The organism is Saccharibacillus brassicae (genome assembly GCF_006542275.1).
In the GTDB taxonomy this organism is placed as follows: Bacteria; Bacillota; Bacilli; order Paenibacillales; family Paenibacillaceae; genus Saccharibacillus; species Saccharibacillus brassicae.
The window spans coordinates 1,733,813-1,746,911 of record NZ_CP041217.1 but is presented as its reverse complement, the minus strand read 5'-3'; the positions used below and the strand labels follow the sequence as shown (position 1 = coordinate 1,746,911).

The 13,099-nt window shown below is 55.6% G+C and carries 8 protein-coding genes; 7 read left to right on the top strand and 1 reads right to left on the bottom strand.

What is annotated here, in order from left to right; all coding sequences use genetic code 11:
* Window positions 1-63: 63 nt before the first annotated feature.
* Window positions 64-1,023 (bottom strand): glycosyltransferase family 4 protein, encoded by a 960-nt coding sequence (locus tag FFV09_RS07270; RefSeq protein WP_141447233.1) that lies wholly within the window; start codon window positions 1,021-1,023, stop codon window positions 64-66.
* Window positions 1,024-1,318: 295 nt separating this feature from the next.
* Between FFV09_RS07270 and FFV09_RS07265 the strand changes: the two genes are divergently transcribed.
* From FFV09_RS07265 to FFV09_RS07235, 7 genes are all read left to right on the top strand, one after another.
* Window positions 1,319-3,088 (top strand): sensor histidine kinase, encoded by a 1,770-nt coding sequence (locus FFV09_RS07265; protein ID WP_246098499.1) that lies wholly within the window; start codon window positions 1,319-1,321, stop codon window positions 3,086-3,088.
* A complete protein-coding gene (locus FFV09_RS07260) occupies window positions 3,088-4,668 on the top strand; it encodes a response regulator (protein ID WP_425472307.1) in 1,581 nt (526 codons plus the stop codon). The genes FFV09_RS07265 and FFV09_RS07260 overlap by 1 nt, the downstream gene beginning before the upstream one ends.
* 222 nt (window positions 4,669-4,890) lie before the next feature.
* Complete coding sequence (locus tag FFV09_RS07255) at window positions 4,891-5,883, top strand: ABC transporter permease (RefSeq protein WP_141447231.1); 993 nt, start codon at window positions 4,891-4,893, stop codon at window positions 5,881-5,883.
* 13 nt (window positions 5,884-5,896) lie between these two features.
* Entirely contained in the window at window positions 5,897-6,805 is a 909-nt protein-coding gene (locus FFV09_RS07250) for a carbohydrate ABC transporter permease (protein ID WP_141447230.1), read from the top strand.
* 218 nt (window positions 6,806-7,023) lie between these two features.
* Window positions 7,024-8,718: an ABC transporter substrate-binding protein gene (locus FFV09_RS07245; RefSeq protein WP_141447229.1), complete on the top strand. Its 1,695-nt coding sequence runs from the start codon at window positions 7,024-7,026 to the stop codon at window positions 8,716-8,718.
* A gap of 313 nt (window positions 8,719-9,031) precedes the next feature.
* Window positions 9,032-10,753 carry an ABC transporter substrate-binding protein gene (locus tag FFV09_RS07240; RefSeq protein ID WP_141447228.1) on the top strand — a complete coding sequence of 574 codons (1,722 nt, stop codon included), beginning with the start codon at window positions 9,032-9,034 and terminating at the stop codon, window positions 10,751-10,753.
* A 420-nt stretch (window positions 10,754-11,173) separates the two neighbouring features.
* Window positions 11,174-12,904, top strand: coding sequence for an ABC transporter substrate-binding protein (locus tag FFV09_RS07235; protein ID WP_141447227.1), 1,731 nt, complete (start codon window positions 11,174-11,176; stop codon window positions 12,902-12,904).
* Window positions 12,905-13,099: the final 195 nt, after the last annotated feature.

Sequence of the window (13,099 nt, the reverse complement as noted above, 5' to 3'; positions counted from 1 at the left end):
TCGGACAGGGGGTTCTTTTGGCTGGATACGGCCCTATTCGGGCCGACAGGCGGCAGACCGGCGTCAGATCGGCAGCAGCACGAGAATGATCGAAGACAGGCTGAGGCAGACGCTGACCAGGCACAGGACGAACAGCACCTGCTTCGGATTCATCCCGCTCGACAGCAGCCGGTAATGGATCTGCGAAGCATCCGCTTCATAGATCTTCTGTCCGTTCTTCAACCGCTTCAGCACGACGAAGATGTTGTCGAAGATCGGCACGCCGAGTGCGAGAATCGGCACGAGCAGCGACAGGGCCGTCGCCTGCTTGAACGCGCCGTCCAGAGCGATGATTGCCAGGATAAAGCCGAGGAAGGTCGCTCCCGAGTCGCCCATATACACTTTGGCGGGCGGCTTGTTGTATTTGAGGTACGCGAGGCCGACGCCGACGAGGCTGATCGCCATGATCGCCGAATTGCTCTCCTGCTGGGCGATCGCGACAACGAACAGCGTGCCGGCGGAGATGGTCGCGAGACTGCCGGCGAGGCCGTCCAGACCGTCGGTGAAGTTGATGACCGTCGTCACGCCGAAGATCCACAGCAGCGTAAGAACGAGCTGGAGCCATTCGGGCAGGACGACGTAGCTGTCCGTGAACGGGTTGGAGAAGCCGGAGAAGCGGATACCGGCCATGTAGACGAGCAGCGCGGCCAGCAGCTGCACGATCAGCTTGGGCAGGGCCGGGAATTCGCGGCGGCTGACTTTGTACCAGTCGTCGACGAGGCCGATCAGCAGGATCAGCAGCGAACCGCCCATGACGGCAGCCGATTCCGTGGCGCTCATATCGTTGAACAGTATGTAAGAGACGGCGAATCCGGCGAACAGCGCGATTCCCGCCATGAGCGGAATCGGTTCGCGGTGCAGTTTGCGTTCATTGTCCGGTCGCGGTTTGTCGACGAAGTCGAGCCGGACGGCCAAATTCCGAAGCAAAGGAATCAGAATCAGGGCAACGGCCAAAGACAATACAAAAGCGGCTAAATAATACATAGACCCTCCTTGAACGGACGGCATGGCCCGTTGGTCGATCGAATGCGAAACGTCGCGTCGCGGCAGACGGGCCGGCGCTTCATCCTGTTGTCAGTATAGTCCGCTTCGGGCGAATTCGCAACGGATGAAAAGGGCGGCCGGCACGCGGATGAACAGCGGCTTCTTTCTGTGTTATGATGAAATGGGGCCGCGTGTCGGCCGATACGGCGAGCGGCCCCGGCAATCGCCCGATGTTCGGAGGATGAAACGTGTGATGAGAAGGTTGACAAGAAGGTTTGTCCGATGGCTGAACGATATGAAAATACGCAACAAGTTGATCTTTTTTTATGTAATCGTTGTCATGGTTCCGGTACTGATCGTCGGTCTGATCGTGATCCAGTATTTCAGGCAGGACGCGCTTGAGAAAGCGACCGAGCAGACCGAGAACAACGTCCAGCGGATCAAGACGCAGATCGAGAACCAGCTTAACGTGCCGATCAGCGTCTCGAACCAGCTGCTGCTGGACCGCGACATGGAGCGGGTCGCCACGACGGTGTATCCGCCCGACGATCCGATCCAGCTGGTGAACGCCTACCGCGGCTATACCGATTTTAGCGACTATCTGCGCGCCTACAGCGAAATCAAAGGCATCCAGCTGTTCACCGACAATCCGACGCTGCTCAACAACCTGCAGTTCATGAACGCGGACAGCGCGATCCAGTCCGCCGATTGGTACAAGAAGGCGATGGGCAAACGGACGATCTATTGGATGTATATCGAAGACCTGAACAATCCAAGCTCGATATCCGGCAAGCAGCTGAGCCTCGTCCGGCAGATCTTTTTCCCCAATACAGGCAAACGCAGCGTGCTCGTCGTGCAGGTCGATACCGATTATCTGAACTCGCTGCTCAGCCAGGAACCGTTCGATACGATGGTCGCCGACGAAGACGGCTACATCGTCGCGGCCAAAGACCGGTCGACAATCGGGCGTACGCTCGGCGATATGGGCTTCGAGGTGGCGGTCGGCGACCGGGAGCAGGAGCGGACGTTCGAGCGGGCGATCAACGGCATGGATTACCAGGTGTCGATCAATACGCTGATTCCCGACTCCAGCACGAGCGGACTGACGATCGTGTCCGCGTTCGCGTCGTCCAGCATCGTACATGACGCGAACCGGATCGGCCTGATCGGAGCGGAGCTGATCATCTTCATCCTGCTGACGGCGCTGCTGGCCGTATATTTCAATTCGCGGCTGATCAGCTCCCGCCTGCTCAAGCTCAACCGCAACCTGAACCGCGTAGCCGAAGGCGATCTGGGCACGGTGTCCCGGATCGACGGGCACGACGAGATCGGGCAGCTGTCGGAACAGTTCAACTATATGGTGAGCAATATCAACGAACTGATGAGCCAGGTGTACGAAGCGAGCGAGACGAATAACCGGCTCGAAGTGATGCAGCGCGAGATCAAGCTCAAGATGCTCGCGAGCCAGATCAATCCCCACTTTCTGTTCAACGCGCTGGAATCGATTCGGATGCGTGCCCATATCCAGGGGGAAAAAGAGATCGCGCGCATCGTCCAACTGCTCGGCAAGCTGATTCGCCGCAATCTGGAACTGGGCAATCGGCATACGTCGCTCAAAAGCGAACTGGACATGGTCCGGTCGTACCTGGAGATCCAGAAGTTTCGCCACGGAGAAAGGCTGCATTACGAGCTGGCGGCCGAGCTCGATACGCTTTTGGTTCTTTTGCCGCCTCTTATCGTACAGCCTTTGATCGAAAACGCTATCGTCCACGGGTTGGAAAACAAGGAAGCGGAAGGCATCGTCTCGCTGCATGCGGTGCGGGTCGGCGACGAGGTGCTGATCGACGTTATCGACAACGGAGCGGGCATGACGCCGGAACGGCTGCGTCAGGTCGAAGAATCGATCCGCGACAAGGAAGAGAACGAAGAAAGCCGGATCGGGCTGCGCAACGTGCACCAGCGGCTGATCATGACGTACGGAGAAGAGTGCGGGCTGCGCATTTCGAGCGAGCTCGGCAAAGGAACGCAAATCTATTTCAAGATACCCGCCGGGAGGGACGAATGATGTATAAAGTGCTGATTGTGGACGACGAGCCGATGATTCGCGAAGGCCTGCGCACGATCGTCGATTGGGGCGCCGAAGGGTACGAGATCGTCGATACGGCGTCGAACGGCAAAGAAGGATTGGAGAAGTTCGGCCGGCTCGAACCGGATCTGACGATCGTCGATATCCGGATGCCGGGGATGACCGGGCTCGATTTGATCGAACGGGTGCGCAAGACGAATTCTACGGCGCATTTCCTCATCCTGAGCGGCTATGCGGAATTCGATTACGCGAAGCGCGCGATCGTGAGCGGCGTCAGCGGCTATCTGCTCAAGCCTGTCGACGAGGAAGAGCTGCTCGACGAGCTGCGCCGCGTGCGCGAGCTGCTGCAGCGCGAACGGGACGCCCTCAGCGCCCGGTTCGAGCAGGAAGCTTCGCTGCCGAAGGCGCAGCTCGTCGAAGAGCTGCTGTTCGAAGAAGACGCGGACGACGCGCACAAGAACAAGCTGGCCGAAGCGCTGGGGCTGCCTGCGCCGGCTTACCGGATCGCGCTGCTCGACGCGCACGGAGGCGCGGATACGGAATCCCGCCAGCATGCGGTGTTCCGGCAGCGCCTCAAGGAAGTGTTCGAAGAACGCGGCGGCAGCGTACTGTTCTCGGCCGGCTCGCATATCGGCATGCTGCTCGTGCGGCAGAGCCACGTGGAATGCGGCGACACGCTGCGCGCCCAGCTGGCCGACGCCGCGAGCGGCCTCGAATTCCATGCGGCCTGCGGCCTCGTCGTCGACAGCCTGACCGCGATCGGCGAGTCGTTCCGCGACGCCGAACGGCTGCTGCACGCGCGCTTCTTTTTCGAGAACGGCTCGGTCATCGACCGCTCCGCCTACGAAGCGCTGTTCGACGGCCCGCAGGCGCCGGCAGACGGCGAAGCGGCCGAAGACGGCCCGCAGCTGGGCGACAAGCTGTATTACGCGCTCGATATTCGCAGCCGCGACGCGGTGGACAAAGTGCTGGCGGAGCTCGAACTCGCGGCGGTCGGCCGGCGGATGGACGAAGCCGCGGTCCGCGGCGAATATTCCCGCACGCTGTCGCTCGCGATCGGCAAGCTGTCTTCCGGCGGTTCCGCCGCGGCGGAGCAGGCCCAGCACTACCACAGCCTGCTGCTCTCGGACGTCAACCAGGCGCAGAGCTACAACGAACTGAAGCAGCGCGTGCATGCGCGGCTCGGCGAACTGGTCGACCGTTTCGGCGGCGCGAACAAAGATACCGTGCTCAAGCAGATGATCGACTTTATCCGCCGCAATTACAGCGAGAACCTGAAGCTTGAACTGCTGGCGGAAATGTTCGGCTACAACAGCGGCTACCTCGGCAAGCTGTTCAAAAACTATACCGGCGAGTATTTCAACGCTTTCGTCGACAAGGTGAGAGTGGACAAAGCGAAAGAGCTGCTGGCCCAGGGACTCAAAGTGCACCAGGTCGCTTCAAGGGTCGGCTACTCCAACGCGGACTATTTCCATTCGAAATTCCGCAAATACGTCGGCACTTCGCCTTCCGCTTACCGCAGCGAGGCGCACGGCGAGCAGCAAAGCGGAGAAAGATAACGGTTGCAAAACAAAGTTCGACGAAATCCCCTTTTATTTTTACGGAAACGGGTGAGGATTGGAGAGCGATCTCTAATTTTCACCCGTTTTTTTGCGAATTGTGAGAGAGTTTGATTTTGATGTCTAATTTTCGCATGATTTTGTCCAAAATTCATAGGGTATGCGCTTTCAAAGAAAACGCTTATCATTAGGTCATAAAGGAAATCAGGAGGGGTTATAGAAATGGGAACGCTCACACCAGGCGGTACTTCCAAAAACCCGGGTACTCCTGCTGCCGATCCAAACGCTGGTAAGCGCTTTAAAAAGCAAGGTTTCTGGCGTACTGCTCTGCAGCAAAGGTATCTGTATTTAATGTCGTTACCGTTCATCATTTGGGCTTTTGTGTTCAGTTACTTGCCGTTATGGGGCTGGACGATGGCCTTCCAGGATTTCAAGCCGGCCAAAGGATTCTTCGATCAAAAATGGGTCGGATTCGAACACTTCGTGGAACTCTTCAGCGATGACCGTTTCTATCTCGCTTTGAGAAACACCCTGGCAATGAGCGTTCTCGGCCTGCTGGTCGGTTTCGTCATTCCGATCATCTTCGCGATGCTGCTGAACGAACTGCGCGGCATGATGTTCAAACGATTCGTGCAAACGGTCTCTTACCTGCCCCACTTCGTATCGTGGGTCGTTGTGGCCGGTCTCGTAACGAAAATGCTTTCGACGCAGGATGGAGCGATCAACGACCTGCTGCTCGGACTTCACATTATCAATGAACCGATCCAATTCATGGCCAAAGGCGAATGGTTCTGGTACATTGTAACCGCTTCAGATGTATGGAAAGAAATGGGCTGGAACACGATCATCTATCTGGCGGCCATTACCGGCATCGATCCCGAGCTGTACGAAGCTTCCCGTGTCGACGGCGCAAGCCGTTACAGACAGATGTGGCATATCACGCTTCCGGGTATCCGGACGACGATCTCGGTTCTGTTCATCATGCAGATCGGTCACCTGCTGCAAATCGGCTTCGAGAAACAATTCCTCCTCGGCAACAACTTGGTGCAGGAATACTCGCAGGTGCTGGAACTGTACGCGCTGCAGTACGGATTGCAGATGGGACGCTTCTCGTACGGTACCGCGATCAGTATTTTCAACTCCGTTGTCAGCGTAATCCTGCTGTTCACGGTAAACGGCATCTTCAAGAAAATATCCAAAGAAAGCATCATGTAAGGGGGGGAACGTCATGGCAGCACCTAAAGCTTTCAACGCCACACGCGGCGATAAAATATTCGACGTCGCCAATATCGTGTTCATGTCGCTGGTCCTGATCGTTACGCTGTATCCGTTCCTGAACGTACTGGCGATCTCGCTCAACGAATCGTCCGATACGGTCAAAGGCGGAATTACGATCCTGCCGCGGGTATTCACCTTCGAGAACTATCAGCAGATCTTCCAATATGAAGGTCTGATCCGCGGCCTGTGGGTTTCGATTCTCCGTACGGTCATCGGTACCCTGTTCGGCCTGGTCAGTGCCTCGATGCTGGCGTACACGCTCAGCAGACCGGACTTCCAGGCCCGCAAATTCACTTCGACGTTCCTGGTCGTGACGATGTACGTCAGCGGCGGCCTGATCCCGGTCTACATCCTGTTCCGCGATCTCGACCTGCTGGGCACGTTCTGGGTGTACGTCCTGCCTACCGTCGTCAACGCCTTCAACGTCATCGTCATCCGTTCCTTCATGGACGGCCTGCCGTATGCGCTGCAGGAATCGGCGAAGCTGGACGGCGCGAATGATTTGACCATCTATTGGAAAATCATCCTGCCGCTCTGTAAGCCGGTACTGGCCACGATCGCCTTGTTCCTCGCGGTCGGCCAGTGGAATTCCTGGTTCGATACGTACCTGTATAACGGACGTCATCCGGAATGGACGACACTCCAATACGAGCTCATGAAGGTGCTGCAGAGCACCCAGCAGGGCGGCAGCGGACAGCAGATCAACGCGAACGACATGGCGCAGAAGATGACTCAAATCTCGCCGGAATCGATCAAAATGGCGATCACCATCGTCGTTACCGTACCGATCCTGATCGTGTATCCGTTCCTGCAAAAATACTTCGTCAGCGGCATGACGCTCGGCGCGGTAAAATCGTAAGGGCAAGCAGATAACGTCAAGACCGCAATCGCTCCCGATCGGGACCGGCTGCGAGCAAGTATTCCTTAGGTATCTATGGGAGGCTTCGGCCTCCCGATATACAAAGGGCGCTTTGCGAAATTCGCCTGAAGCTGTTTTTCGGACATTTTGACAAAGAGCTCCATACAAATAAAGAGATTAAATTCTCAGGGTGAAATTGAATAGGGAGGTTTTTATAAGTGGTAAGCAAAAAAGTGAAATGGGTAGCCCCTGTCGCACTGGCATCGATCGTCGGTCTGACGGCATGCGGAGGCGGCAGCGCAAGCGATAGCGAAGCAGCAGCAGAGACGGAAAGCGGACCGATCGACTTCACGTTGTTCGGCGCCGATACGAATACGAACTGGGTCAATATGCAGGACGAAGTCGGCAAAGTCATTACGGAAAAAACGGGCGTTACGCTCGATGCCGAATTCGCAATCGGCGGCGACACGCAAAAAGTCTCGCTGATGATCGCTTCGGGCGAATACCCTGACCTTATTATGCCAAAAGGCGATACGAGCAAGCTGGTGGACGCCGGCGCGCTGGTCGACCTGACGGACTTGATCGACCAATACGCTCCGAACATCAAAAAACTGTATTCCGAAGACATGAACCGTCTGAAATACAGCAAAGAAGATCCTTCGATCTACATCATTCCGACGTACACCGGCGTAGGACAAACTTCGTTCGACGCGGGCGGCGGTTTCGAACTGCAGCTTGAAGTGCTGAAAGAACTGGGCTACCCGGAAATCCGGACGCTCGAAGATTACGAGAACGCCATCAAGGAATATTACGCCAAAAACCCGACCATCAACGGCCAGCCGACGATCCCGATGTCGCTGAACGCGGATGACTGGAACATCATGATCGGCGTGACCAACCCGGCCTTCATGGCGACGGGCCTGCCGGATAACGGCGAGTATTACATCAATCCGGAGACGTACGAAGCGATGCTGCACTACAAACGTCCGGAAGAGAAAGAATACTTCCGTTGGTTGAACAAAATGAACAGCGAAGGCCTGCTGGACAAAGAAACGTTCACGCAAAAAAGCGACCAATACCTGGCGAAAATCTCCAGCGGACGCGTACTCGGCACGATCAACCAGGAGTGGGGCTACTCGGAAGCGGAAAACGCGCTTAAAGGTTCGAGCGACGCAACGACGCAAAACCGCATCTTCGGCCACTTCCCGGTTACGCTGAGCGAAGAGTACAAAGACCACTCGTTTATCGACGTAGGCTTCCCGGGCGGCTACGGCGTCGGCCTGACGACCAACCTGAACGAAGCGGAACAGATCCGCGCGATCAAGTTCCTCGACTGGCTCGCTTCCGACGAAGGCCAAGTGCTCGTGCAGTGGGGCGTTGAAGGCAAGCATTACAACGTCGAGAACGGCAAACGCGTTATCCCGCAAGAAGTGCAGGACCGCAAAACGAAAGACAGCGCGGCGTTCACCAAAGAAACGGGTATCGGCATGTACACGACGATGTCCCCGCACTACGGCGACGGCGTAAAAGACACGACCGACAACTATTACACGACGAACTTCCCGGAACAGATTCAAGCCGCTTACACGCAGCCTGAAAAAGACGCGCTCAAAGAATACGGCGCGAAGACCTGGAAAGACCTGTTCCCGCAGGCGGACGAACTGGGCACGAGCGACTGGGGCGCGGCGTACAACCTGCCGGCACCTAACGATTCTTCGTACTCGGTAGCGTTCCAAAAATCGCAGGATATCGTGCGCAAGCGTATTCCGGAAGCGATCCTGGCGACGCCGGCCCAATTCGACGCTGTGTACGACGGCATGTTGAAAGAGCTGGAAGACCCTTCGATCCTCGAAATGGAAAAAACGTTCACGCAGCAAATCAAAGATACGGTTGACCTGTTCAACGGTAAATAAGTCATTAGAATATCAAACATTCATAAGAAAAACTCTCCTTATAAGGAGAGTTTTTCTTTTTGAGTAAAAAAAGAACATTTATATAGACAAAACGTTTTCGGTCCGTTATACTCGGACTGTAAGCACTTACAATATTAGATGAAGGTTTATTTTCAGCCTGTTCCGAAAACGCTTTATGCAGAAGGTCTTGCTGCTTATAAAAAGCAGGCCGAAGCGCGGAAACGAAGCTGCATTTTTATTAGATGTGCAAGCGCTTTATAAGTAAAACGAAGTTGGAATTGTCAAAAATACATCCTAAGGGGGATGCAGATCCATGCGCAAACAGACAAAGAAAATGGCGGCTCTGCTTATGACGAGTACGCTGGTAGTGGCGGCAGGATGCGGCGGCGGCGACGCGGCCAACAAGTCTTCGGGAGCCGGAACATCAAGCGAGACGGGCGCGCCGAGCACGGAGCCGATCGAATTCTCGTTCTTCGGCGGCGACGCCAGTCCGAACTGGACCGGCATGCAGGACGCGGTAGGCAAAGCGATTACGGAAAAAACCGGCGTGACGCTGAATGCGGAGTTCGCGGTCAGCGGTACCGACCAGCAGAAGATCGCGCTTATGATCGCTTCGGGCGATTACCCGGAGATCATCTTCCCCAAGGGCGAGACGAGCAAGCTGGTCAGCGCGGGAGCGATGGTCGATCTGACCGATCTGATCGACAAGCACGCCCCGAACATCAAGAAAATCTACGGGCCGTACATGAACCGTCTGAAATTCAGCAAAGAAGATCCGTCCATCTACACGATCCCGACGAACAGCATGGTCGATAACACGGCGTTCGACGCCGGCGGCGGATTCGAAGTGCAGCTGGCGGTGCTGGAAGAACTCGGCTATCCGGAGATTCGCACAGTCGAAGACTTCGAGAAAGCGCTTAAAGATTATTACGCGAAAAATCCGACGATCGACGGGCAGCCGACCATTCCGCTGACGCTGAACGCGGACGACTGGAAGATCATGATTACGGTGACGAACCCGGCCGTATTCACGACGGGCGGCGGCGATGACGGCGAGTTCAGCATCGATCCCGATACGTACGAAGCGAAACTGCACTACAAACGTCCGGAAGAGAAAGAATATTTCCGCTGGTTGAACCATATGTACAACACCGGCCTGCTGGACAAAGAATCGTTCACGCAAAAAGACGACCAGTACAAAGCGAAGATCGCAAGCGGCCGCGTGCTCGGTCTGATTGACCAAAGCTGGGGCTACGGCGAAGCCGAAAACGCGCTCAAGAGCGCGGGCAAACACGAGCGCACATACGGTCACTTCCCGGTTACGCTGACGGAAGAGTACAAAGATCCTTCCTTCACCGATATCGGTAACGGCTCCGGGTACGGCGTCGGTCTGACGACGGCGCTGAGCGAAGATCAGCAGGTTCGGGCGATCCAATTCCTGGACTTCATGGCTTCCGACGAAGCGCAGGTCCTCAACAACTGGGGGATCGAAGGCACGCATTACAACGTCGAAGACGGCAAAAGAGTCATTCCGGCCGACGTGCAGGAGCGCAAGACGAACGACAATGCCGCTTTCCAAAAAGAATCCGGCGTCGGTCTCTATGCTCCGCTGTCTGTCCGTTACGGCGACGGCGTCAAAGATCCGAGCGACAACTACTACACGACGAACTACCCGGAACAGATCACGGCGAACTACAGCGAGCCGATGAAAAAAGCGTTGGCCGCGTACGACGCGACGACGTGGAAAGACCTGTTCCCGGCCAAAGACGAATTCCCGGTGAAAAAGTGGGGCGCCGCATACAACCTGCCTTCGCCTAGCACGCCAGACTTCACCGTACCGTTCCAAAAATCGCAGGACATCGTCCGCAAAGCGATTCCGGCCGCGATCGTGGCGACGCCGGAGAAGTTCGATGCCATTTACGATCAAATGCTGAACGATCTTGAAGGTTCGGGCATTCCGGAGATGGAAGCTCTCTACACGCAGCTGATCAAAGATACGGTCGAACTGTGGAACAGCGACACGGCCGCCCAATAACATAAGCCTTTTCAGACGAAAAACCTTGTCCATTCGGACAAGGTTTTTTGCTTGAAACCAGCCGTCTGCGAAAGACCGAAAACGTTGAAAAAAATTCGTGTCGATTTAAGCGATTGGTTATTGACAAAACGTTTTCGGAGCGTTATATTCTTACTGTAAGCACTTACATTATTAAATGAAGCAATTATTCAAGCTTCGCTCGAAACGGCTTTATCCCAGAGACTTTCCTGCTTCGAAACAGTTTGGAAACCGGCCGGATAAAGCTTAATTATTCATTAATAATGTAAACGCTTTATATGACAATCAAAGTCGGGAAATGTAATCTCTTTTTGGCAGGATCGACAGAAGTTCAGCATCGGTATAACCGGGTCAGCGCCCGTTGTACGACTATAAAATCCGTCCTAAGGGGGATGTAGATTTATGAAGGGGAAAACAAAGAAAATGGCGGCTTTGCTCATGACGAGCACGCTGGTTGTGGCAGCAGGATGCGGTGGCGGTGGCGGCGGTACGACAGCCAGTACCGACCCGGCCAAGACAACGGATACCGGAGGCACAACCGAGACGGCAGCACCGAGCACGGAACCGATCGAATTCACGTTCTTCGGCGGCGACGCCAGCCCGAACTGGACCGGCATGCAGGACGCGGTAGGCAAAGTCATTACCGAGAAGACCGGCGTGACGCTGAATGCGGAGTTCGCGGTCAGCGGTACCGACCAGCAGAAGATTGCCCTCATGATCGCTTCGGGCGATTACCCGGAGATCATCTTCCCCAAAGGCGAAACAAGCAAATTGGTTGACGCGGGCGCTATGGTGGACTTGACCGACCTGATCGACAAGTACGCCCCGAACATCAAGAAAATCTACGGACCTTACATGAACCGTCTGAAATTCAGCAAGGAAGATCCGTCCATCTACACGATCCCGACGAACGCGATGGTCGACCAATCGTACTTCGACGCCGGCGGCGGATTCGAAGTACAGCTCGCCGTGCTGGAAGAACTCGGCTATCCGGAGATCCGTACGGTCGAAGACTTCGAGAAAGCGCTCAAAGATTACTACGCGAAGAACCCGACGATCGACGGACAGCCGACCATTCCGCTGACGCTGAACGCGGACGACTGGAAGATCATGATTACCGTGACGAACCCGGCCGTATACGCGACCGGCGGTCCGGATGACGGCGAATACTATGTCGACCCGGAGACGTACGAAGCGAAACTGCACTACAAACGTCCGGAGGAGAAAGAATATTTCCGCTGGTTGAACCATATGTACAACACCGGCCTGCTGGACAAAGAATCGTTCACGCAAAAAGACGACCAGTACAAAGCGAAGATCGCAAGCGGCCGCGTACTCGGCCTGATCGACCAGAACTGGAACTACCAGGAAGCCGAAAACGCACTCAAAGGCGCAGGCAAACACGAGCGTACGTACGGTCACTTCCCGGTTACGCTGACTGAAGAATACGAAGACCACTCCTTCGTGGATATCGGCAACGGCTCCGGTTACGGCGTCGGCCTGACGACCGCTCTCAGCGAAGAGAACCAGATTCGCGCGATCCAGTTCATCGACTGGATGGCTTCCGACGAAGCCCAAGTCCTCAACAACTGGGGTATCGAAGGTACGCATTACAACGTCGAAGACGGCAAGAGAGTGATTCCGGCCGACGTGCAGGACCGCAAGACCAACGACAACGCCGCGTTCAGCAAAGAATCCGGCATTGGTCTGTACAACCCGCTGTCCGTCCGTTACGGCGACGGCGTCAAAGATCCAAGCGACAACTACTACACGACGAACTACCCGGAACAAATTACGGCGAACTACAGCGAGCCGATGAAAAAAGCGTTGGCTGCATATGACGCGACAACTTGGAAAGACCTGTTCCCGGACAAAGACGCCTTCCCGGTCAAAGCATGGGGCGCCGCGTACAACCTGCCGGCTCCGAGCGGTTCGGACTACACGGTTGCTTTCCAAAAATCGCAGGATATCGTCCGTAAAGCGATTCCGGCCGCGATCGTGGCGACACCGGAAGAGTTCGATGCCATCTACGATCAAATGCTGAACGATCTCGAAGGTTCGGGCATTCCGGAAATGGAAGCGACGTATACCCAACTGATCAAAGATACGGTAGAAGCCTGGTCGGCCAAATAATTCCGTACCCGGATTCTGCACGCAGCGGCAAACAGCCTTCATCCCCCGCGGATGAAGGCTGTTTTTGCGCGAAAGAAAAGGTTCGTACAAGCCGCCGCGGCAGAGCGGGACACAGGACCGGACAGGGTCAAATTTGCATGAAGGAATTGACGCTGTTTGGCGGCTGAATTATACTGAATACGTATGTGTAAGCAT